The 26,585-nt window shown below is 69.5% G+C and carries 16 protein-coding genes; 10 read left to right on the top strand and 6 right to left on the bottom strand.

The window, feature by feature from the left end; all coding sequences use genetic code 11:
- Positions 1-34: 34 nt before the first annotated feature.
- A complete protein-coding gene (locus OV090_RS41190; RefSeq protein ID WP_267710356.1) occupies positions 35-1,309 on the bottom strand; it encodes a hypothetical protein in 1,275 nt (424 codons plus the stop codon).
- A 557-nt stretch (positions 1,310-1,866) separates the two neighbouring features.
- On the opposite strand from OV090_RS41190, the gene OV090_RS41185 reads away from it, so the two are divergent.
- On the top strand, positions 1,867-3,591 hold the full coding sequence (locus OV090_RS41185) for a serine/threonine-protein kinase (protein WP_267710355.1): 1,725 nt from the start codon (positions 1,867-1,869) through the stop codon (positions 3,589-3,591).
- A gap of 45 nt (positions 3,592-3,636) precedes the next feature.
- Positions 3,637-4,173 (top strand): RNA polymerase sigma factor, encoded by a 537-nt coding sequence (locus OV090_RS41180; protein WP_267710354.1) that lies wholly within the window; start codon positions 3,637-3,639, stop codon positions 4,171-4,173.
- A gap of 750 nt (positions 4,174-4,923) precedes the next feature.
- Here the strand turns inward: OV090_RS41180 and OV090_RS41175 are convergent.
- The gene (locus tag OV090_RS41175) at positions 4,924-6,522 is read right to left on the bottom strand and encodes a hypothetical protein (RefSeq protein ID WP_267710353.1); all 1,599 of its coding nucleotides are present in this window, start codon (positions 6,520-6,522) and stop codon (positions 4,924-4,926) included.
- Between the two features lie 386 nt (positions 6,523-6,908).
- On the opposite strand from OV090_RS41175, the gene OV090_RS41170 reads away from it, so the two are divergent.
- Positions 6,909-7,118 (top strand): hypothetical protein, encoded by a 210-nt coding sequence (locus tag OV090_RS41170; protein ID WP_267710352.1) that lies wholly within the window; start codon positions 6,909-6,911, stop codon positions 7,116-7,118.
- A 46-nt stretch (positions 7,119-7,164) separates the two neighbouring features.
- Here the strand turns inward: OV090_RS41170 and OV090_RS41165 are convergent, their stop codons facing one another.
- Positions 7,165-9,666 (bottom strand): ATP-binding protein, encoded by a 2,502-nt coding sequence (locus tag OV090_RS41165; RefSeq protein ID WP_267710351.1) that lies wholly within the window; start codon positions 9,664-9,666, stop codon positions 7,165-7,167.
- A 1,346-nt stretch (positions 9,667-11,012) separates the two neighbouring features.
- On the opposite strand from OV090_RS41165, the gene OV090_RS41160 reads away from it, so the two are divergent.
- Positions 11,013-16,013: an AAA family ATPase gene (locus OV090_RS41160; RefSeq protein ID WP_267710350.1), complete on the top strand. Its 5,001-nt coding sequence runs from the start codon at positions 11,013-11,015 to the stop codon at positions 16,011-16,013.
- A gap of 656 nt (positions 16,014-16,669) precedes the next feature.
- Here OV090_RS41160 and OV090_RS41155 read toward each other — a convergent pair.
- Positions 16,670-17,014 (bottom strand): hypothetical protein, encoded by a 345-nt coding sequence (locus OV090_RS41155; RefSeq protein WP_267710349.1) that lies wholly within the window; start codon positions 17,012-17,014, stop codon positions 16,670-16,672.
- Between the two features lie 227 nt (positions 17,015-17,241).
- Entirely contained in the window at positions 17,242-18,402 is a 1,161-nt protein-coding gene (locus OV090_RS41150; RefSeq protein ID WP_267710348.1) for a M23 family metallopeptidase, read from the bottom strand.
- Here OV090_RS41150 and OV090_RS41145 point away from each other — a divergent pair.
- From OV090_RS41145 to OV090_RS41125, 5 genes are all read left to right on the top strand, one after another.
- Complete coding sequence (locus OV090_RS41145) at positions 18,401-19,246, top strand: sigma-70 family RNA polymerase sigma factor (RefSeq protein WP_267710347.1); 846 nt, start codon at positions 18,401-18,403, stop codon at positions 19,244-19,246. The genes OV090_RS41150 and OV090_RS41145 overlap by 2 nt on opposite strands.
- Positions 19,239-19,808 (top strand): hypothetical protein, encoded by a 570-nt coding sequence (locus OV090_RS41140; RefSeq protein WP_267710346.1) that lies wholly within the window; start codon positions 19,239-19,241, stop codon positions 19,806-19,808. The genes OV090_RS41145 and OV090_RS41140 overlap by 8 nt, the downstream gene beginning before the upstream one ends.
- 15 nt (positions 19,809-19,823) lie before the next feature.
- Positions 19,824-21,146, top strand: a complete 1,323-nt coding sequence (locus OV090_RS41135; protein ID WP_267710345.1) for a serine hydrolase domain-containing protein — start codon at positions 19,824-19,826, stop codon at positions 21,144-21,146.
- A 130-nt stretch (positions 21,147-21,276) separates the two neighbouring features.
- A complete protein-coding gene (locus tag OV090_RS41130) occupies positions 21,277-21,654 on the top strand; it encodes a hypothetical protein (protein WP_267710344.1) in 378 nt (125 codons plus the stop codon).
- Between the two features lie 285 nt (positions 21,655-21,939).
- Positions 21,940-22,698, top strand: a complete 759-nt coding sequence (locus tag OV090_RS41125) for a hypothetical protein (protein WP_267710343.1) — start codon at positions 21,940-21,942, stop codon at positions 22,696-22,698.
- 1,084 nt (positions 22,699-23,782) lie between these two features.
- On the opposite strand, the gene OV090_RS41120 is transcribed toward OV090_RS41125, so the two are convergent.
- The gene (locus OV090_RS41120; RefSeq protein WP_267710342.1) at positions 23,783-25,111 is read right to left on the bottom strand and encodes a hypothetical protein; all 1,329 of its coding nucleotides are present in this window, start codon (positions 25,109-25,111) and stop codon (positions 23,783-23,785) included.
- A 175-nt stretch (positions 25,112-25,286) separates the two neighbouring features.
- Between OV090_RS41120 and OV090_RS41115 the strand changes: the two genes are divergently transcribed.
- The gene (locus tag OV090_RS41115; RefSeq protein ID WP_267710341.1) at positions 25,287-26,348 is read left to right on the top strand and encodes a kelch repeat-containing protein; all 1,062 of its coding nucleotides are present in this window, start codon (positions 25,287-25,289) and stop codon (positions 26,346-26,348) included.
- Positions 26,349-26,585: the final 237 nt, after the last annotated feature.

The raw sequence follows: 26,585 nt of genomic DNA, 5'->3' as shown, positions 1-26,585 counted from the left end.
AGCGTGGAGAAAGTCCCTCGATTGCCAGGTGTGATCACGATGGGATCACGAAGACATTCCACGCGTGCGCGAGCAGCGTGGCCGGGGCGTCGGTGGGAACCTGGGTGGCGAACAGGACGTCACGCCCACGGCGCTCCAGCTGGTATCGCCCGGGGAGCTTCTCCTCGAGGTACTGACGGAACACCGGCTCGAATTCGGCGGCCTCGTCGGGCCCATCCCACGCGATCAGGCCGAGGACGAGCGGGGCGAGGTCGCGCGAATCGCTGGTCTCGAGGACCACGATTCGGTCGCCGCCCCAGCCCGCAGCGGCCGCACTCGCGCGCTCGGACGGGACGACTGCCGCCAGCATGCAGAAGAGCCTCGCCTCGCCGAGGGTATCCTGGCGGACTGAAGTGTGCCGCGGCAGCGCGCCCGCGAGCCGCTCGGGGTGCGCCGCGATCGGGATCGCCGGCTCGCGAGCGGACAGCTTGGCGGGATGGAGCATCTGTTCGCTCGTCGCCGGCGGGTCGCGGTAGAGCGCGTCGATCGCAGTCCAGCCTCGCTCGTGAACGAGCTCGACGATGGTGCTCGGGGCGTAATTGTAGGGGAGCATGTGGATGCAGCCGAGGACGGGGTCATCGAACGCCTCCTCCTCGGCGTCGAGCACCTGGACTCCTCGCTCGCGCAACGTCTCCGGGGACGTCGACGCCAGGTCGCGCTCACCCGACTCCCATGCGATGCAGGCGGCGTTGGCGTCGCCCTCGACCAGCAGCGTGCGCGCGAGCTCGGCGTCGCTGTCCCCCGTGATCGGGGCGAGGAATCGGTCGAGCCCGAAGTGCATGTCCTGCAGGAAATGCACGCCCTCGTGGGCGACGATGAATTCGAACGACTCGGCGCCCGCGTCGATCCAGAGCGACCGGCTGGGTGGATCGTACATGCCCGCCAGCGAGACGGAGATCGTGCCTGGCGGGCCGTCGAGCGCGGGCCCTGGCGGGCGCATTCCGAGGCTCACCTGGACCCGCCGGGTCTGCTCGAGCTCGTCCTGATGATATTGCGCCCTGATATCATTCTCCGCTCGCGCCTTGAGCTCCTGGGCATTCGTCACGACGACCGCGAGCGGCGCAGAGCTCTCGAGCCCCCGCGCTCGCCCGACCTCATCGACCCATCGATGCGCCAACTCGGTGACCTGGACGCTGTTCGGCGGCGTGACCGCGGCGGCGAGCTCGCCGCCACGACAGGCCATCAACAGCGTCGCGCACGCCGCGGCGAGCAACGAGCGCCGGCCTGTCGATCGCGTGATGCGCCGGGAGGCGCGTGAAGGCTGGATCATGAACCGAGTGTGCGCGATCGGGTGCGGGTCCCTGACGCGTCTTCACCGAATTCGTGACACGCTCGCGCGGAGCGCTGCCGAATGTCGTCGCGTGGCGCGCCTGGAGGAATTCCGCTTGGAGTCATAAATGGTTACAGTGCATGAACAATTTCATAGGAGGCACCCGTCTCGAAGGCGGACGGTGGTCGAGCGTCGATTCGAAGGCAGCGCCGAAGTTGCTCGGCCGACGGCATGCCGCCAAAGACATGCCCGGTGGGGATGAGACGCCCCTCCTTCACCCTGGTCGAGTTGACGAGGCCGAGGAGCGCGGCGAACTGGCAGACATCATCAGCCGCGCGCTACTCACTGCGGGAGTAACCTGAGAGCTCTTGCGCTGGGTCAGCGACGCGATGAATGTCGCAAGATTACGCGGAAGTTGCGGGACTTCCGTCGATTGGAGCCGGCCCCCCAGGCGCCACGGGTGCGCGAAGCCGCGCATCAGTTCACGGCGTTAACTTACTGGGCCGGGCCGCGTACGCAGATCCGGCCGGTATCGGCTGCTATATCGTGCGATTGCCGTGGCCGGCATCACCCTTCTCGACCGCCAGGAAGCAGTCCGAGACCTCGAGACTCGCTTGCGGCATGCGTTGTTGCTGGCTCGGCTCGGGAGCGAGCAGCTCGTCTCGAGCAACGGCCGACTGATGATCGTCCGGCTGCTCGGCTACGGCGCGAGCGGGGTCGTCTGCGAGGCGCTGGATCGCAAGCTCGGGCGCAAGGTCGCGCTCAAGCTCTATCCGGGGCTGGCCCAGGACGCCCTGGCCAAGGCGGTGAGAACCGAGGCGCAGACGCTCGCGGCGCTGCGCCACCGCAACATCGTGGTCGTTCATGACTTCGACGCCGACGAGTTTCGGCCCGGCGAGCTCCGTTGCTTCCTCGTGGCGATGGAGTTGCTGTCGGGTACGACGCTCCGCCATTGGATGGCGGAGCCGCACCCTGCGTGGGAGGTCCTCGATGTCTTCTGCCGCGCCGGTGATGGACTCGCCGCCGCGCACGCAGGCGGGATCGTCCACCGCGACTTCAAGCCCGAGAACGTGATGCTCGACGAGGGGGGCGAGCCCAAGCTCGTCGATTTCGGTCTGGCGATCCTCGACTCACCCTCAGCCGGGCACCTCGACAGCAAGAACCCAGAGCAGCGCGCGATCGTCGGTACGCTCGCCTACATGGCCCCCGAGGCCCTGCGCGGCCGCGCCGAGGCCCGCAGCGATCAGTTCTCGTTCGCCGCGGCCCTGTGGGAGGCGCTGTGCGGCGAGTTTCCGTACCCGATCGACGACCTCGACCCGAGCCGGCGGGTCGTCTCGGCGTCGCCGAAGCTGGCCAGAGGCGTGCCTCCGGCGCTTTTCGACTGTCTGCGGCGGGCGCTCCTTCCCGATCCGACCCGCAGGTTCCCGCGGATGACCGACCTCGTCGCGCACCTGCGCGAGTTTTACGGCGAGCTCCGCAGCGCCGCGTCGATCGCGAGCGCGCCGACGGTGCTGGCGAACGTCAACTTGTCGAGCGACACTCACCAGTCGGCCGCGACGGCGCCGGCCGCGGTCGTATCCGGGCGTTCGTGGTCCTGGCTCGCGTTCCCGGCGGTCGGCGTAGCGACAGTCGTCGGCGTGCTCGCAGCGCTCGGCTTCTGGAGCGCCGAGGCCCCGCCGCCGCCCGAAGAACTCCTCGTCGCCGCGCAGGAGTCCGCCGAACCCGTATCCGTCGACCCCGCGACTCCGCCGCCATCTTCAAAGCCGGATCCTTCACCGCCACCCGCGCCCGCGTCTGCGCCTGTGCCCGCGAGGTTCGATTGTCCTGGTGAACTCGTGACAGGCGAATGGTTCCTCAAGGACACCGCCGCTCTGTACTCGCTCGAGCTCCGCCTACGCGACAAGCGGAGGTGCCGGTACAACGCCAGCTTGAAGAACACGCACGGCACTCTCAGTCACCGAGAGATCGCCGTCGAAGAGTTCGCGCCGCTGCTCGGCGCCGCTACCGGCAAGTTCGTCCTCGAGGGTCTCTCCTACGATTTATTTCTCACCTTCGAGTCGGACAAGGTCCGCGGCCATGTCGGGGTCAAGGGGAACAAGGGAAGTCTGCTCGTCGGCAGTCGTAGCGACCGAGAACGCAACCGGCTCCGGGTGGCTGACGACCAGCCATGCGCCACGCGGTGTATCCACTGTAGGGGCCTGAAGTCGATCCAACACTGCCGTGCCCAGTGCGCGGGCGAGCGCGACGGTTCGCCCGGGTGCTCCGATTTGAAAGATCCGTGAGCCGAACTCGGCCCCTCGCGGGACCACGACGACGAGACCCTCACCATGACCAAGCCCACTACCTCGACCATCGCCGCGCTCGTCAACGCGCACGCCGACGCCCTCAACCGCTTCTTTCGCAGCAGCGGCGTCCCCTACGCCGACGCGCAGGACCTCGCCCAGGAGACCCTCCAGACGCTGCTGGAGAAGGACCCGGCGACGATCGAAAAGCCGCGCGCGTTCCTGATGGGCATCGCGCGGAAGAAGCTGCTTCAGTTCCGCACGCGGACCCGCACCTCCGAGGAGTTCCGCAGCTCGCAGACGCCGAACGCCGTCACCTCGCCGAGCCAGCGCCTGGATCGTCGGCTCCGCGTGCAGATCCTGCTCCAGCGGCTCGATGAAGAGGAGCGTACTGCGTTCCTGCTGCGCTGCGAGGGCCTCGCTCTCGAGGAGATCGCCGAGCAGATGGAGCTCAGCCTGGCGACCATCAAGCGCCGACTCGCCGAGGCGCGTCGTCACATCGAGGAGCTCACGCGCCAGATCGAGGAGCGCGACAATCCGCTCAGCGTCGAAGACGTCGAGGACAGCTATCGGCGTGATTGACTGAGCCGGTTTCACATTCGGCGTGGACCTGCTCTCGAGGTCCACGATGCAATCGTCGCATTCTCCATCCGCTTCACTTACCGGGAGCCAGGGCCTGCTGGCCCTCCTCGCGGAGCTCGAAGCCCAGCGAGCGGCGCTGGCCCGATGGCTCCGCGGCGTGAGCCGGTTTCCTGGCTGCCGGCACAGAAGCAGCGTGAACCGAGAATCGCCATCCGATGCCCAGCTCGTCCACCTCCGTCATTGTCGCCCGCGCCGTCGCCTCGTGCTTGTGCAACTCATCCGACGGTGACGACGGTACAGCAGATCCAGAATGCGGAGAGCTGTGCGGGTGGCTGTCACCGCCCGTCGAACCGAATTTGCTTGTCGCAGGCGGCGGGGGGCTACGCGGCCATGTCGGTGCTCCGCTCCAAGCGGTCTCGCCGCTGGCGACCGCTCGCCCAAGACTCGAACCTGCGTGCCCTACTTCAGCTCGAACGTAGCGTGGACAATCGTGATGATGTCCATGGCTTAGCCCGCTCCCCAAAATCCCCCCCAATCCGCAAACCGCCGCGGATCTCCACTTTGGGGCGCTTTTGGGAGAGCGGGCGAAGGCGCGGATTGCGGCGGGAGGCCTCGGGTTGCCCCAAAAGTTGCCCAAAAACAGCTTGGGGTACCCGTGATTGCTTTCGCCCATCATCCGGGACGCTGGCACCTTCGACGCCTACGTCGAGGGGCTCGATGGCGCCGGGCTGGGCGCACGACACGGCGCAATCAGGGCGCCGACAGCGGAGTGACCGCGAGCTGGACGTTGACGACGGGGACTGCGCCATAGGTCTGCCAGCGCTGGCCGTCGTGGCGTGTGCCCGGGGCGGGGACGACGTCGACGATCTCGACGAGGTGCTCGCGGAGGGTGAAGGCGAGGCCGATCTGGTCGGGGCGTACGGGATACGAGAAGGAGGCGTCGGCGCTGCCGAGGTCGAGCCTGGGGCCGTCGATGTCGACGCGGAGCGCGAGGCTCAGGGGGATCGTGGCGCGACCAGGGACGCTGACGTAGGTACGGCCGAAGGTGCCGAGCCAAACATAGGTCGGAGCCTGGAACGCGGGCAGCGTGCGTTCGTGGGGACAGACCGCGCCGAACTGGCGGACGCGGACGCGGTCGCCGGAGTCGTCTGGGTCGATGCGCAAGAGGTTCTCACCGTGCCGAACGAATCGCGGGCCCGAGCGCAAGTCGAGCACGAACTCGTAGGGCTTGGCGGCGAGAACTTGCACGTGGGACACGGTTTGGGCCTTCTCGCGGTCGGGGCCGTTGCCGAGGGGGGGGAGCTCGACGGTGACGTAGCCGACGGTGAACGGGCCGAGGGCGAGGTGCTTGCCGCGGTCGAGGGGACGATCAGCGAGGAGCTTCGGCGCGGTCTGGAGCTGGGGGGGGACGGTGGTGCGCTCGGCGTTCGGGGTGCAGGGGTCGGTGGGCGCGACGGGTGCGATCTCGGGGCCGGGCGGAAGCGGCTCGATGCGGGCGCGGACGTGCAGGCGAGCGTCGCCGTCGGCCTGCCAGACGCCGTCGAAGCGGGTGTTGGGGCCGGGGACGACGCGCTCGATGGTGACGATGCGGGCGCCAACGCGGAGCCGGTGTGGGACGCCGGGCCGGGGCTCGTGCCAGTAGAAATAGCCGCGGTCGGTGATGGAGACGCGCGGGGCAACGCCGTGACCGTGGAGGGCGAGTTGGAGAAACTGACCCGAGACGTCGTAGGTATGGGTGCGGATGCCCTCGGTGCTGAGCCACAGGCTGCGCGGGGCGTCGGCGGGCTCGACGACGGCGGCGGCAGGGCAGAGGTCGCGGGTGACGGTGACGGTGAGGTCGGCGGGCGGATCGCCAGCGGATGTGCGCAGGTCGAAGCGATAGGGGCCGACGAGGACAGGTTGTCGCTCGTCGGGGTCGAGCGGCACGAGGGTGCCCCAGGGGGCGTCCGGGCCGACCTCCGCGCGGTCGATCTCGATGTGGAGGCCGGGCCCGCGGCGGCTGACGCGATGGGTGCCGTGCGTAGTCGAGGCGTCGTAGCGCAGGCGGGTCTTGCCGATGTCGAGCTGGTCTCCGGGGTGCAGGATGCCGCTGCCGAGGGGCGTACGGCCAGCGGCGAGGTCAGGTGGAAGCTCGGTCGGGAGTTCGCCGGCCTCACCGCAGCGGCGATCAGCGGGGACGGCGGGTACTGCGAGCGAGGGCGCCGCACCCGGCGGTCGAGCGACAGGCTGGGCCCGAGGGTCGGGGCAGCCGAAGGTGGGCGAGGGATCGGCGCACATGAGCTCGGCGGACTCGTGACGGTCGCAGCCGAGCAGGACGACGACAGCGGTGACGAGGCGGCGAGAGGACATGGTCACGCTCTCCAGGGGGAGCCGGCGCCAGGACGGCCAGGATACGCGGAATCGGGGGTCGAACGAGGACAGAGAGCGGTGGAACGGGCGCGAGAGTGGGGCGGTTTGGTACGGTCCGCCCCCATAGGCCAAGAAGCCTCGGCCCCCTCACTCGACAGGGATACCGCGCAATACGGGTCGAGCGGCGCGTGGTCGCGCCCCGACGCTTTCAAGTTCCCGAGGCCGGGCCCGCAGGAGTCGCTCCACCAGTTCGCGGACCGCGAGCAGGTGCGGACAGCGGAGCGGCTGGCGAAGGTGAAGGTTGCTGAGGAAACACGTCAGTCGTCGGGGCCGCAGTCGGGAACGCAACGGCGGGTGCGCGGGTCGCCAGCGCGGGCGCCGAGGACGTGTTCCTCGCGCGGTTCGACTCCGGCGGCAACGCAATGTGGGCCAAGCGCTTCGGCAACGGCGCGTCGCAGATCGGCCGCGGCCTGGCGATCGGCGGCGGGGGGCGAGTGACGCTCGTCGGCGAGATGAGCGGCAGCGCCGACTTTGGCGGCGGGCGGCGCTGGCCCTGGTTCATCAGATCCTCCGTGGCCTGCACGGTGTGCTGGTAGGTCTTTCATAGGACGTCGAGCGAGGAGCGAACCAAGACGAGAGGACCTACTCGTCGCGGTCGTCCCTGGGGACGCCGGCGAGGACCCGCTGCAGCGCCTCCATGCTGACGGGCTTCGCCAGGTGGGCGTCGAAGCCAGCCGCCCTGGCCCGGGTCGCGTCGTCGGGCTGCGCGTAGCCGGTCAGGGCGACGAGCGTGCAACGCCTGAGCTCCTCGTCAGCGCGCAGCGCCCGGGCCACCGCATAACCATCTATGTCGGGCAGGCCGATGTCGCACAGCACGATGTCCGGACGGAAGACTCGCGCCTTCTCGAGCGCCTCGCGCCCGCGGTAGACGACGGCGACCTCGTGTCCATCGAGCTCGAGCACCTCGCGCAGGCTGTCGGCAGAGTCGACGTTGTCCTCGACGACGAGGACGCGGCGGGGTGCCGCTGCCGTGGCGGCCCTCTTCGGGCTCGGCTCGGCCGGGTCGGCGAGGGGCAGTGTGATGGTCAAGCACGCGCCCTTGCCCCTACCGGAGCTCGCTGCGCCGACCGAGCCGCCATGCATCTCGACCAGGCTGCGTACGAGCGCGAGGCCGAGGCCGAGGCCCCCCTTGGCGCGGTCGAGGGACGCGTCCGCCTGCGTGAACGGCTCGAACAGACGCGGCAGGAGCTCCGGCGAGATCCCCGGCCCGGTGTCCTCGACGTGAACGACGGCCCGATCGCTAGCGGGGTCCGTGTCGACCGAGACCGTCGTCCTGCCGCCCGGTGGGGTGAACTTGGCAGCATTCTGAAGGAGGTTGCCGATGACCTGCGCCAGTCGTGTCGGGTCGCCGTTCACCCAGATGTCTCGCGGAGCCGTCTGCACCTCGAGCTGGACGTCGCTCTCGACGAACACGGAGCGGTAGTCCTCGACCATGCGCTGCGTGAGCTCGTTCAGCTCGAGGCGTTCGCGTCTGAGTTGGACCTTGCCACGGTTGATGCGGGTCATGTCGAGGAGGTCGTCGACCAGGTGCGTGAGGTGCGAGACCTGCCGCTCGATGATCGCCTGCGCGCGGCGGGCGGGCTCGCTGCCGGGCGGTGCGCGGCTCAGGATGTAGAGGCCGTTGCGGATCGGCGCGAGCGGGTTGCGTAGCTCGTGGGAGAGCATGTTCAGGAACTCGCTCTTGCGCCGGTTCGCCTCTTCGAGGCGCAGCTCGCTCGCCTGCAAGGCACGGGTGACGCGGGCCCGCTGGCTGAGCACGATCGCCGGCACCAAGGCCACGATGCTCGAGACCCCCAGGAAGACCTTGGTGGTCAAGAGCTCGTGACCCGTGCTGGGCTCGATCGGGAGCCAGGCGAAGAGAAGGGAAGCGCCGGAGACGCCCAGGCAGAGTGCGACGAGGAGGCACGAGAGCGAGGCGCCCTTGGTACCGAAGCGCACTCCGGACCACAGCAGGGGGGGCAAGAGCAGGAGCTCGCGCTGCGTCCCGCCGAACATGGTGATGACCACCAGGGCAGCGACGAGTGCGGCGACCTCGAGCCACCAACCTGCGGAGCGGGCGCTTCTCTCGTCGCTGGCATCCCCGAACCAGCTCAGCACCACCGGCGTGACGAGCAGCGTCGCCATGGCCGTCCCTGTCGTCCATTGCGCCCAGGTCTCGACGAAGTCGTGGCTCCTCTCGGCCTGCACCAAGACGCCTGCCCCGATGAGTCCGCCCAGCCCAGCTCCGGCGACTCCGCCGAGGAGCAGGACCCCGAAGAGCTCGGGCACCGACTCGAGCTTGGGGCGGGGAGTCACCAGGCGGTGAACCGCCCAACTGCCCGCCGCCGCGTGCAATGTATTGCCGGCGTAGAAGCCTAGCGATACGGGGAACGGTATACCGTGGAGCACGTCGAAGCTGATGTTGCCGAGCGCAGCCCCCAACATGATCTCAGGCCATTGCCTTGCAGGCGTCAGCAAGAGGCCACCGAGATAGATCCCGGACGGCGGCCAGAAGCTCACGAAAGGCAGAGCGGCCCCGGCGATCGCAGCGCCGAGGACCGCGCAAAGGTAGTAGCTCAGCCCGAAGGCGAGCACGCGAGCCGCCGGGAGCACCGTCGCGCGGCTGGCGCTGACCCGCGCGGCTGGGCCGCCAGGCGGGCCCTGCGGTCTTTCGCCGGGGAGCATCGCGCTTAAGGAGTTCTGAACGGGAACTTTGTCAACGTGTCGAGCGCAAGACTGGCCGGGAGCGCAAGAGCTGACCAGGAGAATGAGGCCACGGCGGGAGACGCGGCGTTCGGGCGACGCCGAGGACTCAAGTCCGGGAGCAGATGGAGTTGCGCCGCCGGAAGTGGTCCATGAGGACGCAGGGGCGGTGGGGTCGCCGCGCGGCGGCCTGGGCCTCGACCGGTCTGTCGCGCAAGGACTACGCGCGAAGGTCGGCGTGGCGAGAGCCGGGCCGAGGGGGCCGCCGGCGCCCTCAGCGAGGTCGGCCGCTCCGGCGGTGAGCAAGTAGAGCACGACCAGGACGTGCCGCCGCAGCACGAGGTCGGCGAGAGCTCGTGCATGAGAGGATTCAGGCGGACGATCCCAGGTCACCGAGACCACACGCGAGAGAGCGTTCCGGCGGTCCCGGCCGTGCGCCTTCCCACCTGCAATCGTTCTACCGTCGAGTCGAGACGGCGGAGGCAAGAATCAACGCACCCTTCACAGGTTCGGTGCGTTCAAGGGCGACATAATCCAGCGAGCCGGTGCGCTGTTCCAGCCTCTCGGGAAGGATCGAAGGTGGACTCGGGTTGCACTCCGCGACGCCGCCGGCCAGCACAGAGGCGAAACCTCGCACGAATGGCCCGGATGTTTGCAAACATGACAGCATGTTTCATGCGAGTGGAGGCGTACGGACGCCCCACGAGGCAGACAGGCCCAGGTAGCGGTGTTCTCGCCAATGGTGGCTGGACGAGGTGCAGTAGGTGGCGCGCCGCGAAGGGGTGACGTGCGGTTCGCGGCGCTTCGCGGTAACATGCATAAAGTGAGGCGCGAACCGCAAGAACACCGAGCCCTGGCGGTGCGGGGGGGCGCGTGCGCGGCGCTTCGAGGCGCCTCAAGGCGCCCTGGTGGGACAAGAACGGCTACTGCGGCGAACTACGTCGTGACGAGAGCTCGTACCTCGGCAGCCCGCGCCCACCGCCCACACCGCGGCCGTCGTGCCTCTCGCAGGTCGACCTGCGAGGAGGCACATGTCGGCGAGGTCCGCGAAGTGATGATAAGACCGTTTCGCCGATCGAACCCGAGTGTGGTAGTTCCGCTCGCTCGGATCTGTGCGGGGGGCCCGAGCTGAAGGGCGAAGGGCGGTCCCTACCGCGATCTCTCTGTCGCACGAGAGGGCGCCGAAGCATCGACGAGCGAGCCGACCCTCACGCCGATCAAGCTGAGGAGCCCGAGTATCATCCGACCGCGCCGAGCCCGGCGAGGCGCTCGTGCCCGCCCTCGCGGGCAGTCTAATACGAGGCATATCGACCGCGGGCGCCGCCCGCTCGGGCGAAAGCCGAGGCTTCCCGCGCGCAGAGTCGCCCGTGCGGGCATGCAGGCACGCGCGTGCGATGCCGCGCGGGCGAGTTCTACGGCTGCGGCGAGCACGGCAGGGTCCTGCGTGCCCGCGTACGGCCCCCGCCGAGGATCTCGTGCCTGCATCGCCGCGTCGCGCAAGCCGATCGCACATGGTGACGTATGCCATTGCAAGGAGGCTGAAGCAGTCTCAGTAAATGTTCACAATGGCCGGCGCCGCGGACGCAGCGCCGGTCATTGTGAGCATTTCTGAAATCGATTTTAATGAACGGCGTAAACCTGCATAAACGCCGTTGACAACGCGTTCGGTCGGAGTACGATGAGTCGTTCTCCTCACGAGACCGTATTCGATATCAAGAATATTGCAAGAAATCAATATCACCAGTGAGGTGACGAACGCTTTCACCATCGACCTCGACCTCGCCGGGAGCATCGCACCGATCATGAACCGCCTGCACGGCCACGAGATTGTCGAGACCCTCCACCAGACGCCCTCCAGCGCGCTCTACCGCGTGCGACGGGCGCCCGACGGCGGCTCCGTGCTGCTGCGCACATTGAGGACTGACGGCACGCGGATCGCGGACATCGCCCGCTTCAAGCACGAATACGAGGTCATCCGCGCGGTCACCTCGCCTCACGTGCTCGGGGTGATCAGCGTCGATGAGCACCCCGAGGACCTCGTCATCGTGCTCGAGGACTTCTCGGGCGAGGACCTCGCGACCCACCTGCGCGCCCGCGGGCCGCTGGACATCCCGTCGTTCCTCGACCTGGCGCTGAGCATCGCGCAGGGCCTGGAGGACATCCACCGGCTCCGCATCCTGCACGGGGACATCCGCCCGCGCAACATCCTCGTCCGCCCGGCCGAGGACGACGCGCCGCTCGCGGTCAAGCTGCTCGGCTTCGGCGTCGAGGCCGAGATCACGCGCGAGCACGAGGCGATCTACAACCCGGCGGTGCTCGCGGACATCCTGCCGTACGTCTCGCCGGAGAAGACCGGACGGATGAATCGCAGCGTCGACGCCGGTTCGGACCTCTACTCGCTCGGCGTCGTGTTCTACGAGCTGCTCGCCGGGCGTCCGCCGTTTACGGCCGACGACCCGATGGAGCTGTTCCACGCGCACATCGCCGTGCTCCCGCCGCCGCTCGCCGAGCTCGTCCCCCACGTGCCGCCGGCGATCGCCTCGATCGTGCACAGGCTGCTGCGCAAGACCGCCGAGGACCGCTACCACGCCGCCTCCGGGCTCGTCGCCGACCTGCTGGAGTGCCGCCGACGGCTCGCGGAGACCGGCGAGATCGGCGATCTCGTCGCGGGCGCGCACGACTCGGGCGAGCTGTTCAAGCTGCACCAGAAGCTCTACGGGCGCCAGCACGACATCGAGCGGCTGGTCGCGGCCTTCGAGGACGTGCTCGGCGGGCAGCGCGAGATCGTGCTGGTCTCCGGCTATTCGGGGATCGGTAAGTCGTCGCTCGTGCAGGAGATCCTGAAGCCGCTCGCACGCGAGAAGGGCTACTACATCTCGGGCAAGTACGACCAGTACAACCGCGACATGCCCTACAGCGCGATCCTGCAGGCGTTCGAGGGGCTCTTGCGGCAGCTGTTGTCAGAGAGCGAGAGCCGGCTCCGCCGCTGGCGGTCCGCGATCCGCGAGGCGCTCGGCAACAATGGCCAGGTCGTCTGCGAGATGCTGCCGTCGCTCGTGCACATCATCGGCGAGCAGCCGCCGGCGCCCGCGCTCGGCCCGATCGAGGCGCAGAACCGGTTTACGCTGTGCTTCGAGCGCTTCGTGTCCGTATTCGCGCGCAGCGCCCACCCGCTCGTGCTGTTCCTCGACGACCTGCAGTGGATGGACGCGGCCAGCCTGGGGCTCTTGCGCAGCATCCTGCAGTCCGACCAGATGGAGTCGATGTTCTTCTGCGGCGCCTACCGCGACAACGAGGTCGGCCCTGCGCATCCGTTCATGCGCGCACGCGAGGATCTGCAGGCGCGCGGGGTCGCCGTGCGCGACATCGTGCTGACGCCGCTCGACCTGTCGCACATCATCGAGCTCATCAGCGACAGCCTGAAGACCCCGCACTGCGGCGCGCTCGCCGAGGTCGTGCTGCGCAAGACCGGCGGCAATCCGTTCTTCATCAAGCAGTTCGTGCGCTCGCTGTACGACCAGGGCGCGCTGGTGTACGTCGCCGGCCACGGCTGGCAGTGGAACCTGCGCAAGATCGAGTCGCTGCAGTACACCGCGAACGTCGTCGACCTGATGGCGTCGATGCTCCGTCGGCTGCCCGCCCGGACGCAGGACGCACTCAAGCTCGCGGCGACGATCGGCAACCGCTTCGACCTGTCGATGCTCGCCACGGTCAGCGAGTGCGGCCCCGACGAGACCTACGCGCGGCTCGACGGCGCGCTCAAGGAGGGCCTCGTGGTCGTCCGCGGCGAGCAGATCCACTTCGCCCACGACAAGGTGCAGGAGGCGGCCTACTCGCTGATCCCCATCACCGAGCGGCCGGCGGTGCACCTGCAGATTGGCCGGCTCTTACGCGCGCGGCTCACCAGCGGCGACCGCCAGGGCCTCTTCGACGTCGTCGGGCACCTGAGCAGCGCCGCGGGGCTCTTGACCGACCTGGACGAGCGCCTCGGCCTCGTGCGCCTCGGCCTCGCTGCGGCCGAGAAGGCCGAGGAGTCGGCGGCCTTCGCCGGGGCGCTGCGCTACCTGACCCTCGGGGCGTCCATGCTCCCCGCTGACGCGTGGGACGTCCACTACGAGCTCGCGCTCGTCTACGCGACCCGCACCGGCGTCATGCAGTCGCTGTGCGACCTGCATGACGCCGCGCTCGCCACGCTCGAGGCCTGCTACGCCCGCGCCCGCGGGCGCTTCGACCAGACGGCGGTGCGCCGGCTGATCATGAACGTGCAGGTGCTCAAGAACGACCTGCCGGCCGCGCTCGACGAGGGCCTCGCGGCGCTGCGCCCGTTCGCCATCGACCTGCCGGCATTTCCCGACGACGCCGCGCTCGCGGCCGAGCTCGCGGCGACCCTCGCGCTGCTCGACCAGCACTTCGAGGCGAAGATCGGACCGGACCCGACCGCCCGCACCGACGCGGCGATGATCGCCGCGCTGACCGAGCTCCCGACGCTGCAGGACCAGGAGATCGCCGCGCTGCAGGACGTGATGCAGGAGATGTTCGCGCCCTGCTACTTCCTGGCGACCAACAACTTCGGCATCACCGTGATGAAGATGGTGCAGAACTCGCTGCGCCACGGCGTGTCGAAGCACTCGCTCTACGCGTACATCAACTTCGGCACGTACCTGTGCGCCATCGGCGACGTCGACCGCGGGTACCTGTTCGGGCGCGCCGGAGTGCAGCTCGACCACCTGCACCCCGACAAGAAGTCGCAGGCGATGCTCAACAACATGTGGGGCGCGTTCGTCCAGCACTGGAAGGAGCCGTACGCGCGCTACAAGGAGTCGCTGCTGTTCGGCCTGCAGATCGGCATCGAGACCGGGCAGTACATCTGGGCGTTCTACAACACCGTCAACTCGAACACCAACAGCCTGCTGCGCGGTACGCCGCTGCCGGAGGTGCTCGCCGAGTCGAGGTCGTACCTGCCGATGTGGCGGCTCGACAAGTTCAACGCGATCACCTGGATGGTCGGGGCCATCGGCCAGATCGGCCACAACCTGACCCAGCCGGTCGACGAGCCGCACAGGCTGAAGGGCGAGTGGATCGACATCGCCGCCGTCATCGCCGAGGCCCGCCGGATCAACAACCGCGCCTCGCTGTTCTTCGCCAACTTCTACCAGGTGATCCTCGGCGTGTTCCAGGGCGCGCACCTCCAGACCGCGCGCCTCTGCGACGACACCGACCCGAGCATCGTCGGCATCGCCAGCTGGCACGGCAACCCGGCGTACCACTTCTACGGCGGCCTCGCGTACGCGGTAGCCCACGACGAGGTCGACCCCGAAACCGCCGCGCGCTTCCTCGGCCAGGTGACCGCGTTCGCGGCGAAGCTAGACGTCTGGGCCGCACATTGCCCGGTCAACCTGCGCCACCGCGCGCTGCTGCTGCACGCCGAGCTGCGCCGTCTCGCCGGCGACGCGACCGCCAGCGCGCTGTACGACGAGGCAATCGCCGCGGCCTCGTCCGGCGGGTACATTCAGGACGAGGCGCTCGCCGACGAGCTGTGCGGCCGTTTCTATGCCCGGCTCGGCCGGCAGACGATCGCCCGCGCCTACCTCACCGAGGCCCACCGCCGCTACGCCCGCTGGGGCGCAGACGCGGTCGTCGCCCGCCTCGAACGTGAATGGCCACAGCTGCTCCCCCGCGAGCAGACGCGCCGGCCGGGGGCGCCGCGGGACAGCGTCAACGTCGAGCTCGACGTGCGCTCGGTGCTCAAGGCCTCGCAGGCGCTGTCGGGCGAGATCGTGCTGCCGCGCCTGCTCGAGCGCCTGCTCGACATCATCCTCGAGAACGCCGGGGCGCGCCGGGGCGTCCTGGTGCTGCGCGAGGACGAGCAACTGCGGATCGAAGCCGGCCGCGACCTCGACGACGCGCGCCCGAGCATCCTGCGTGGGGTCGCCCTCGCGGACAGCCCAGACGTCCCGATCGACGTCGTGCAGTACGTCGCACGCACCGAAGAGAACGTCGCGCTCGCAGATACCCCGAGCGAAGGGCCGTTCTCAGGTGACCCGTACATCCGCCGCCACCTGCCGCGCTCGCTGCTCGTCGCACCGATCCGCTTCCAGGGCCGGCCCGCGGGCGTGATCTACCTCGAGAACACCCTGGCCGCCGGCGCGTTCACGCCGGAGCGCGTCGAGATGCTGCGGCTGTTGTCTGCCCAGGCGGCGATCTCGATCGAGAATGCCCGGTTATACGGCCACCTGGAGGAGAAGGTCACGCAGCGCACCGCGGAGCTGCGCGAGGCGCACGAGCGAATCGTCGCCCTCGGCCGCGCTCAGCAGGAGCGCCAGGAGCAGGACCTGCGCGACAAGCAGGAGCTGATCCAGCGCCAGCAGGAGCTGATCCGGGTCCTGGGCACGCCGATCATCGAGGTCTGGGACGGGATCCTCACCGTGCCGATCGTCGGGGCCCTCGACGACACCCGCGCCCTCGAGCTCACCGATAACCTCCTCCAGCGGATCGTCGCCACCCGCAGCCGCCACGCGATCATCGACCTCACCGGGGTCGACGAGATCGACGACGCCACCGCGGCGCACCTCGTCGGCATCATCCGTGCGGTCCAGCTGCTCGGCGCTCAAGCGATCATCAGCGGACTGTCGCCCCCGGTCGCGCGGACGATCGTCGAGCTCGGCATCGACATCAGCCGCATGCCGACCCGCAGCAACCTCCGCGAGGCGCTGCGGTCTTGCATAGCCCCCGCCCGCGCGCGCCCATGATCCCGCCACGAGCCTCCGCGTTCGACGAGCGTTCGGACCGTCCCGCGACCGACGCGAGAGGGTCACCCGGAGACGGCCGACTGAACGCATCGGTGAGCGCCGCGCCGCCACCGACCAACCGCCTGCCGATCAAGGTCCGCGTATTCGTCGACTTCATGATCGACCGCATGCGCGACTCGCCATGGTCGAGGGCGTGACGACCGCTCACTGCCTGAACGACGAGCCGGGCCTGGTTCCCGGCGCGGAAGGCGACGGCGGCGCGACGCTGCTCGAGGTAGGCCGAGGGAAAGGCGTCGACGGCCGCGATCGTGTTCGCCGACGCCTTTCACGCAGCTCTAGGCTACACGGGCTACCTCGTCGCCGAAGCCCACGGGGTATATGACCACCTGTATGCGAGCGGCGATGTCATCAAAGTCGGCTGCCGGGCGTCGAGTGGCGGACCGACACGACCGGCACGACCACCGGCGACACCAGCACCGATACGGCGACGCCATCATAGGTGCTGACCCGGCAACCTCCTCGGCCGACGGCATCAAGACGCGTGAAACGTGCAGTGAGAGTTGCGGCGAGGGCGGCCACTCCGCCGGGGAGTGGCCAATGATGGAGCATCCAGTGGAGCATGGTCTCGCAGCCCGACCGGGCCGCCGGGGATGCTATCATATGACCAGCATCTCGCACTTGCCGTCGACCCACGTGCAGAACTCCTGCGTCGCCATGCAGACGGCCTCGTCGTCGATCTGCATGCAATCGAGCATGCACTCCGACTCCTCCGGCGGCCACATGCACAGCGGCGTCGCCTCGCAGGTAGATTGATCCTTTATCATCCTGCATTCGGGCACCGCGCCGGTGTCCGTCCCGGTGACCATCGTCGCCATGGTCGGGTCCATCGTCGTGCCGGTGATCGTCCCTGTCGTCGTGCTGTCGGTCGCGTCCGTCGTCGTCGCCGCCGTCGTCGGCTCCGTCATCTTCTCGTCGTCGCTACAGGCCGGTGCCGCGGACACGGTCGACACAGCAAGGAGCGCCGGCACGCAGAGTCTTCGTCGGATGTCGCTCGACACGCGGCCAGGGTAGCACACTCCGGCGTCGCCGCGCCCCCTCTGGCGATGGGTGGGGATGAAGCGCACTGAATCGAAATATTTTGTGGGACGGTTCCCCGACGATCGCAGGTCATGTCCTGAAGGACATACGACCCGGCCCGGCCGCGGTCGCAGACGAAAGGCGCACGCGCTCACGGGCAGTTGCCCGAGGTTACCTTGTCGTTCTTGGCGAGGCCGGGGGCGTCGGCGAAGCTGACCGGGACGGAGCTGCAGAACCAGATCCCACAGTCGTTCTGCAGCTGGAAGTGCAGGTGCGGGCCGGAGGTGTAGCCGCTGTTGCCGGACAGGGCGATGAGCTGGCCCTGCTGCACGACGTCGCCTTTTTGGACCTTCATCTCCTGCAGGTGCATGTAGAGCGCGACGGTGCCGTCGGCGTGCTTGATGCCGATGAAGTTGGCTTTGTTGTGGCACGCCTCGAGCAGGCCCGGCGGATCGTAGCACTGCGAGCCGTTGGGCGAGCGCACCTCGAGGTAGGCGATCGTGCCGCCGCGGGCGGCATGCACGGGAGTGCCCCTGGGCATGGCGAAGTCCCACGCGTAGGCCTGGCTGCCCTGGTGGGAGGAGCCGAAGTTGGCCTGGCTGCAGGTGAACGCGTCGCCGCACGCGTACGGCAGCTTGTAGTCGGAGTCATCGTTGCAGCTGTCGGGCACACCCACCATCTCCTCGTGACAGCCCTTCTCGCACTCTTGCTTGACGATCCACGTCTCGCCATCGCAGCCGAGGATGTCGTTGTTGTGCTCCGGCACCAGCGGCACGGTGCATGGCGGGTCCAGGGTGAGACCGTGCGCGGCCGCCCCGCTGCCGCACCACGCCTCCTTGACGAAGCAGTCGCACACCGGCAGCAGGCACGCGTCGGCCTCGCCCGGGGCGGTGACTTCGCAGCCGGCCTCACAGGCCGCGTCGAGGCTCCACTCGCCGGCCTCGCAGTGGAGGATGTCGCCCTCATGGCCGGCGAGCACGGCGATCTCGCAGCCGGCCGCGGCGGCCTCGACGGCGACGCCCTGGCCGCAGTAGGGCCCGTCGCCCCCGAAGCACGGGCAGGTCTCCGGCGGCGCGACGGTGGTGCCGGTGTCGAGGCTGGTGGTGACGCTGCCGGTGGTCGCGGTGTCGGCCGTCGTCGGCTCCGCGCCGGTCGTGGGGCCACCTGTACTTTCGGGCATGTCACTGGTGACAGCGGCGGTGGTGGTCTGCGGCGCGGCGGTGCCCGGCCCGTTTCCGTCGGTGATGGAGGCCCCGTCGACGAAGCAGGCGGCGAGCGCGAGGAGGACGAGCGGGGCGACGCGGAGCGACATGGTGGCGATCGATAGCAGGCCGCGCGCCGCGGGGGCAACGCGCGGGGGCCGCGGAGACCGACTCAACGCCACGCCGCGCGCGAACGACTCCATGACGGAAACCCTGCCTTGCGTGCTCCTGGCCGCTGCAGCGACCTCCTGTCGTGGACTCGGCGGCGGTGATGGTGGCGTCGGTGGTGGTGGGCTCGCGGTCGAGGTCGTCGGCTCACTGGCAGTGCTGGAGCTGTCGGTCATCGCGCGGCGGAACTCGGCGGGAGCCACTCTCGTTAACCTGGGCGAGCCCTCCGTGTCCGACGAACTCGAGGCGAACGTGCGGAAGCGAGCCTCGCGGGAAGACCGCGAGGCTTTTCGTGCGCTGGTCGTCGCGCATCAGCACGCGGTGCATGCCGTGCTCGCGCAGATGCTGTTCCGCGCGGCCCTGGCGGACGTCGAAGACCTGGCGCAGGAGACGTTCTTGCGCGTGCATCGAGCGCTGCCTCGCTTCGAGGACCACGGGCCCGGTCACCTCAGGAAGTGGATCGTGACGATCGCGGCGCGGGTCGCCATCGATCACCTGCGGCGCAAACGCGTGCCGCTCGAGTCGTTCGACGAGACGGTGCATCGCCTGCCGTCGCGCGAGACTGACGAGCTGGCGCAGTTTCGCCGGCTCGGGCAGCGCGTCGAGGCCGCCCTCGCCGAGCTCGGGGCCGAGCAGCGCAGCGTGCTGGTGCTGCGCCAGCTCCACGGCCTCGAGTACCAGGAGATCGCCGAGGCGCTGCAGATCGATCTCGGGACGGTGAAGTCGCGGCTGCACCGCGCGCGCACGCGGCTCGAACAGCTACTCATCAAGGAGCGCGTTGGCTGACCCAAAGGACACGTCGGAGGAGATCGACCGGCTGCTCGACGGCTGGGGCGCGCCCGCGCCGCAGCCGGGCTTCGCCGAGCGCGTGCTGGAGCGGGCCGACGCCGGCGCGCCCGCACGGCCTGCCGAGAGGCGGTGGGCGCTGGCCCGGACGTTCGCGGTCGGCGGGACGGTCGGCGGGCTTCTGGTCGGCGCAGCGGCGATGCTGCGCCCCGAACCGCCCGCGTCCGCGAGCGCCGCGGGTCGCACCCATCTGCAGGTGCCGGGCGTCGCCGAGGTGGTCGGCGAGCCCGGCTCGCACGTGCAGTGGCGCCGCCGCGGCGACGGCCGCGTCGTGGTCGAGGTGGTGCAGGGCGTCGTCTGGGTGCGCCGGACGGCGGAAGGCTCCGCGCTCAGCGTCGTCGCCGATGGTGAGGAGGTGAGCCTGGACGGCGCCTGCGGCCGCGTGGCGGTGACGCGCGGCTTCCTGAAGGTCGACGCCGCGGTGGATGACGTGGGGTGCGAGCAGGTCGAGGCGGCGATCGCAGCGGCGCGGGCGGAACTTCCGCGCGACAGGTCTCGTTGAGGTCGCGGAGGTGTCATGAATCGAGACAACCGGGGCGCGACATGGCGGCTTGCCGTCGCGTGGGTGATGCTGGTCGCGTGCGAGGCGGGTGATTCGCCGCAGTGTCCGAGCGCGCTCGCAGCGGCCGAGAGTGTGTACCGCGAGTGCATCGCGGAGATCGGGCTGGCCGCCGAGAGCTTGACGATCGACGTGTCGGGTGACATCGAGGTCCAGTTCGACGACTCGTACACGCCGGAGAAGGGAGAGCTGGCCCAAGAGACATGCGAGCCGCCGATGCAGGAAGCGCTGGCGCTGGGCCTCCTGGCCTGCGAGACGACCGAGATCGGCGTCCTGGCGTCGGCCGAGCGGCTGCGCGAGCAGGCCCTGCGGGCCGGCGAGGACGGCTTCTCCGGCAGCGTGGCGATCATCCGCGACGGCGTGCTGGTGTGGCACGGGGGCGTGGGCCTGGCCGACCGCGCGCGCGGGCTCGAGAACGACAGCCGGACCGCGTTCGACTGCGGGTCGATCATGAAGGTCATGACCGCGGCGGCGATCTACCAGCTCGCGGCCGAGGGTGTGCTGGCGCGCGAGGACACGCTGGGTGCGCTGCTGGAGGGCGTGCCCGCCGACAAGGCCGCGATCACGCTGGCGCAGGTGCTCACCCACCGGGCCGGTTTCCACGAGTATCACGATACGCAGGGCGACTTCGAGGCGATGGATCGCGCGACCGCGCTGCAGCGGATCTTCGCACAGGCGCTGCAGTTCTCGCCCGGCTCGACCGAGGCGTACTCGAATTCGGGCTACACGCTGCTCGCCGCGGTCGTGGAGGAGGCGGCGGGCGTGCCGTTCGCCGAGTACCTCCAGACCCGCCTGTTCGCCCCGGCGATGATGACGCGGACGGGTCTGTACGGTGACGACCTATGGCCCGAGGGACAGGTCGCCGTCGGCTACGACGAGGACCGCTTCGGCTGCAACTCGCCCGCTTGTTGGCCGGAGCCGTCGTGGGCGCTGATGGGCAACGGCGGGCTGGTCTCGACCGTCGATGACCTGGTGAAGTGGTCCGCCGCGGTCGAGGCGGGGGCGCTGTTCGACGCGCAGACGCGCGACGCCTTCCGCAGGGAGATCCTCGGGACGCGTGCGCTGTCGGTCGGCGGCGAGGCGGCGTACTCCTATTCGGGTCGCAACGACTTCGGCTTCGGCGCCGCCGTCGGCGAGGTGCCGGGGCGACGCACGTGGGTGGCGGTGACGGCCAACGCGGCCGGGAACCACAACAATAGCGCGCTCATGGCCCAGCTCGTACAGATGAGCCTCGGGGCGCTCATCGAGCTGGGGCCGTCGCGTCCTGGATCGCCGCGGTGAGCCGAACGAGGGGCCGGCGGCGCCGCTGGTCTACAGCGCGCAGTCGGACCCCGGCGCGTGTTTCCCCCAAGCTGCACGAGTCGGAGGTCGAGCGGGCGACGAGCATCCTCCGTTGAACTAAGATCTCCGCATGCGCAGCCTCGCCTTCCTGATCGTCCTGCTCGCGGCCTGCGGTCAGGCCGGTAGCCCTCCGCCCGCGGCCCCGACGGCGCTCACGGACCCCGGCGAGACGGTCATCACCGATCGCTCGCAGCCGGCCGCCGCGGTCGGTAAGACGGTCACGATCATCGGCCCGCAGACCCGCACGAAGCAGCCGACCGTCCACGGCGTCGACGTCGACGGCGACTACGCGCTCTCCGACCGCACCGTCATCGTCCGCGGCGTACTCCGCGAGACGGTCGTCACCGAGGTCGATCCGACCGTCGCTGGCCGGGGACCGGGCACCTACTACGCCGTCGTCGATCCAGCCACGGGCGAGCTGGCCAGGACGGCCCTCCACGAGGAGTGAGGCGGACAACCCGCGGCCGGCCTGGTTCGGCCCCGCCGCGGCGGTCGAGATCGCGGTCGCCGACGTCGAGTACGGGGACGCGTTCGTGCGCTGATCAAACCGCGTGAATACGGCTCTCGGAAGCTACCCTCGCCGGATGCACCCCCCTCGCCCGAACGCACGGTGGCCGCGCTGACGCACGCGGTCTCGCGGCGCGACGACATGGACGATCATTCGGTCGTCGCCGTGCGCGTGCGCTGATCCTCGCGGTTTGACCGGCGACGCGCGGCCCGATACGGTCCACGCATGCGCGCATGCCTGCTGACGCTCGTCCTTGCGACGTGTACGGGGCAACCTACCGTCGACGCCGGGCGACCGCGGCAGCCGACTCCCCCACCGTCCGAGGTCGAGCCGTGGTTCGTCGCCGCCGACGTCGCCCTGGCGAGCCGTCCCGTGAGTGTCGAGGAGCTGCAGCCGTGGATCGCCGTCGATTCGCTGCAACCGACGGACACGCTCCCCGGGGTCGTCTTCGCCTCGTACGGCCCGTCGCTGCCGACCGCCACCCGTCCCGCGATCGTGTGGTTCGATCCGGCGAGCGAGGCGCGACCGAACCTGATCGACCTCGAGCGTGTCGACGACCTCACGCAGGCGCGGTGGGTCGTCGTCGAGACATCCCACGATCGCCGGCGGATTTGGCTGGTCGCGGACTCGGCCGTCGAGGCTCCGTCGTGGACGCTGGCGATCGTCACCAGCGAGGACGGCGGGCGCAGCTGGCGGCTCCGCGGCCACGTGCGCAAGCCGTATTACATGGCCGGCGTCGAGGGGCTGCAGATGGACGCCGCCGGCCGCGGCGCGCTGGTGGTGCGCTGGGACGACGACCCGGCGGCACCAATCAGCGGCACCGCGCCCGGGCGCTACACCTACCGCACGAGCGACTTCGGCGCGACGTGGTCGAGCCCTGAGTTCGCGCCCGACGACCTCGCCGGGCGCTTCGCCTTCGACGGCGACGATGTCCCGCCGGGCACCACGGTCCCGGCCTGGTTCGCGCGCCGGCGCGGTCGCTAGTGCGAAACGGCGCGACGACCCAAGTCCGTGGCCAGAGGCCGCCGGACAGGTCGACCGAGCTGGGCGGGGCCTTCCGGCTGGCGCATTGCCTTCACACGCTCGTGGGGAGCGAACGAGGACAGAGAGCGGTGGAACGGGCGCGAGAGCGGGGCGGTTTGGTACGGTCCGCACCCATAGGCCAAGAAGCCTCGCCCCGTCACTCGACAGGATGCCACGCACTATGGGTCGAGCGGCGGCGCCTTGCCGCTCAGCGAGACCTGCCGGGACGGCTGCACCTGGTGCGGACCCCTACCTGACAATGTCGTGTGAGACACGGCCCTAGCGAAATTTAGAGAGCAGGGCGAGTCCGTGAATCAAGAGCATGAGCAACCCAACCATCCAGAGAAGCGGCAACCAGGAGCAATCGAGTAGGCAGGGCGTGAGCGGGGCGAGGTCGTCGGGCGCCGATGCGACGAGTCAGCAACAGTGTAACCCGGTCGAAAGTCTTGCCGTGCCTGCGGCGACAACGAGCACCAGGAGTGCCTTCCAAGCGAGCGGCAACGAGGAGCCATCGAGTAGGCAGGGCGTGCGCGGGGCGAGGCCGTCGGGCGCCGATGCGGCGAGTCAGCAACGGTGTAGCCCGGTCGAAAATCTTGCTGTGCATGCGGCGATGAGGAACACCAGGAATGCCTTCCAAACGGGCTGCACCGAGGAGCAATCGAGGGGCGAGCGCGTGTCGAGGTCGACTATCACCGATGCGACAAGTCCGCAACGGAGTCGTCTCGTCGAAATCCTTGCTTCGTCGGGATCGACGTTCGTCGAAGAGCACCCGAGGGTGGCGTTCGGCCTGCAATCGGGCGAGTCAACGGAGGCATGAATCTGATGGCGACTCAAGCACGAGAGCCCGCGGCGTCCCGACCGCGATCTTCGCGAGTACGACGTCCATGTCCTTACGGACAGGCGCAGCACGACGGGTCCATCCTCCGAGCGCCTTTCCGGCGAAATCTCACATTCACTAAACCTGACCAGCACCGTGTCTCAAAGTCATTGACAGGCTCCGGACAGCGGAGCGGCTGGCGAAGGTGAAGGTCGCTGAGGAAACACGTCAGTCGTCGGGGCCGCAGTCGGGGACGCAACGGCGGGCGCGCGGGTCGCAGGTGCCGAACAAACAGGGGTCGCAGGTATCGAACCCACAGGCATCGTCATCCATCGTGACGGGCGAGCAAGGCTCGCCGAGGTGGAGTTGGGGCCGGCAGGTGCGGCTGGCCGCGTCGCAGTAGAGCGTGTCGCCGCAGTCGCGGTCGCTCTCGCAGGCCGAGCCGGTGTCGCCGCGCGCGACGCAGACGTTGTCCTCGCTGCAGCGCATGTCGGCGGGGCAGTGCGTGGCGTCGGCGGTGAACTCGCACGCGCTGCCCTGGTCGGCGACGGGGCGACAGACGCCAGGCCTGACCAGCGCGCGCACCTCGTCGCGCTTGATTATGGGGAGCTCGACGATGTCGTAGACGGTGGAGTGATCGGCGAGCCAGAGGCCGTCGCAACGCAGGCCATCGGCGCATGCATCGACCGAGGGGCACGCGACCCCCGAAGGCAGCCGAGCGCGGCACACGGGCGTGGCAAGGCCGAAGTCACAGAAGTACTCGGCGGCGCAGTCGTCATGGTCGTGCACGGTTCTGCGGCACGGTTGACCGACGCCGCGCGGAAGCTGGCACGAGCCGAGTCGTGCAGGCTGCGGCTTGTGCGGGTGGCCGCCGTCCAGCGGGTATTGACACAGGAGGCCGGGTCGACAGCCCTCCCCGGTGCCCCCGATGCCCTCGCAAGCCGCGCCGAGGTCGCCGCGCGGGCGACAGGTTCCGCCGTCGCAGAAGAGGTGCTCGCTGCACGGTGTATCCCAATCGCAGCGCCCGCCGACCTCGGACGTGAGCGCCCGGCAGACCCCCGGGCAGGCATACGAGCCGGTGCAGATGCCATCGATGCACTCGTCCTTGTGCTCGCACGCGCCGCCGGGCGGCACCGCGGGGCGCAAACCGGCGTCGCTCAGGCAGCCGTCAGGGACCGCCTCGTACGCGACGTGGCATGGCGCCTCGGCGAGGAATTTGAGGCAGTCGGCCGCGAGCTCCGGATCGAAGCGATAGCGGCCCGCCTTCAGGGCGCGCTCGGTGCCGTTGAGGACGCTCTCGCGCGGCGTCGCGCGAAGACAACGCTCGCGCTCGGAGGCCCCGATCTCGCCGCACCGGATCGCGCGATCGCAGCGCAGCGGAGTCGCCAGGGCAGCGGACGCGGCGGCGTCGCGCGGGCGCAGGTCGGCGTTCACGGACGGCACCAACGATGCGGCAGCGGGCGAGGGAGCGGCGGCCGGCGGCCCGGCCGAGACCGGATCGGTGGTGTTCGGGGTGCAGGCGACGGCGACGAGCAGCGCGAGAAGGCTGTGGCGCATGAACAAGAACCTTACCCTTCGTTCGCCCCGTCCCACGGACGCCCGGCCGCGAGGTTCCCGGCCGCCGCGATCTTTCTCGCGAATTCTATAAAACGATCAGCGACGCGACCTCGATGGCGTCGGGCAAATGCACGCTCAACGTCGCCGGGGCCACAGAGGTGATATCGTGGCAGTTGTGCTCTCTATCCTCCTCGTCGGTCGTCTCCTGCTCGCCGCCTCCGCTCCCGCCGAGCAGGCTTCCTGGGTGTCACGACCGGGCCCGGGCGCCGACGCGGCAGGCGTGCTCGTTCGCGTCTCGAAGCAGCGCGTCCTCGCGCTGGCGGCGACTGAAACGACGCGAGGGCTCGTGCAACGGGATCCCAAGACCGGCGCATGGGCGCCGCGCGCCCCTCTGCCGCGACCGCGGATCGACTACGACGTCGTCGTCCTCCGTGGGGGCGACATCCTCGTCGTGGGCGGCGGCGAGACCAGCACCTACGATCGGAGCACGAGCGAGACCTGGCGCTACGATCCGGGCCGCGACACCTGGGATATCGCCGCTCCGCTGCCGGTCGCCCGCCTCGGGCAAGCCACCGCACGCCTCGCGGACGGCCGCGTCCTCGTCGCGGGCGGAGTGGACGCGACGGGTGCTCCCCTCTCGCGCGTCGACGTCTACGATCCAGTCACTGACCACTGGACCCAGGCAGCCGATCTGACGCACGCTCGCAGCGGGGCCGTCGCGTTTCCGCTCACGCGCGGGGGGGCCATCGTGCACGGCGGCGACGGGCGCGACACCTCGGGCAAGGCATTCCTCGTCTCTCGCTTCGAGCGCTGGGATCCCTGGCGTGACCGCTGGCGCGCCGGCGACGTCCAGCCCCGGCACGAGCACGTCGGGGTGCTCCTCGCCGGGACTGGCCTCGTGCTCGGAGGAAACGCCGACTATCGCGAAGCATGGGGCATCCCCGAGATCGAACGATTCGACGCCCAGGCGAATGCATGGACCACCGTGGGCCAGCTCCACGACGAGCGCTCCCTGGGACCGGTGGCCGTCATCTTGCCCGCGCGCCACCGTCTCGTCGTCGTCGGCGGCTTGACCGAGACGGTCGAGGTAGTCGACCTCCGACGCGGGACGTCCACTCCCTCCGTCCCGCTCCCACCGGAGTTCGGCACGGCTGTTGCGGGGCTCGCCATCGACGGTCGCGCGTTCGTGGTCAACATCCGCGGCGAGGCGATGTCGCTCGAGTTCGAAGGACGATAAGGAATCGTCGCCACCCCGCCGCCTTGCGCACACGGCCCGACGCCGTCAACCCCGATTGCACAATGCACCCGCGCAATGCGGTGTGGGGACGGACGCGCTCGAGCGGGGCCGGCACGACGTCCGACCACGCCCGCCACCCTGCGAAGTACCCGACCTCCGCCCGGAGACGGCTTTCGCCCTCTACCCCGAACCGCGCTCGGGGATACGCCGGTGTTCTACTGAATGGGTCGCCCTCGC

It is taken from the genome of Nannocystis sp. RBIL2 (genome assembly GCF_026626745.1).
In the GTDB taxonomy this organism is placed as follows: domain Bacteria; phylum Myxococcota_A; class Polyangia; order Nannocystales; family Nannocystaceae; genus Nannocystis.
Note: the sequence above shows the minus strand (reverse complement) of the source record. Positions and strands in the feature narration are given on the sequence as shown.

What these genes read in the sequence shown, in the direction of transcription:
- OV090_RS41120 (WP_267710342.1), bottom strand. Translation starts at nt 25,111, where the DNA reads ATGCGCCACAGCCTTCTCGCGCTGCTCGTCGCCGTCGCCTGCACCCCG.
- OV090_RS41125 (WP_267710343.1), top strand. Translation starts at nt 21,940, where the DNA reads ATGCGCGCATGCCTGCTGACGCTCGTCCTTGCGACGTGTACGGGGCAA.
- OV090_RS41190 (WP_267710356.1), bottom strand. Translation starts at nt 1,309, where the DNA reads ATGATCCAGCCTTCACGCGCCTCCCGGCGCATCACGCGATCGACAGGC.
- OV090_RS41180 (WP_267710354.1), top strand. Translation starts at nt 3,637, where the DNA reads ATGACCAAGCCCACTACCTCGACCATCGCCGCGCTCGTCAACGCGCAC.
- OV090_RS41175 (WP_267710353.1), bottom strand. Translation starts at nt 6,522, where the DNA reads ATGTCCTCTCGCCGCCTCGTCACCGCTGTCGTCGTCCTGCTCGGCTGC.
- OV090_RS41145 (WP_267710347.1), top strand. Translation starts at nt 18,401, where the DNA reads ATGGTGGCGATCGATAGCAGGCCGCGCGCCGCGGGGGCAACGCGCGGG.
- OV090_RS41150 (WP_267710348.1), bottom strand. Translation starts at nt 18,402, where the DNA reads ATGTCGCTCCGCGTCGCCCCGCTCGTCCTCCTCGCGCTCGCCGCCTGC.
- OV090_RS41135 (WP_267710345.1), top strand. Translation starts at nt 19,824, where the DNA reads ATGAATCGAGACAACCGGGGCGCGACATGGCGGCTTGCCGTCGCGTGG.
- OV090_RS41130 (WP_267710344.1), top strand. Translation starts at nt 21,277, where the DNA reads ATGCGCAGCCTCGCCTTCCTGATCGTCCTGCTCGCGGCCTGCGGTCAG.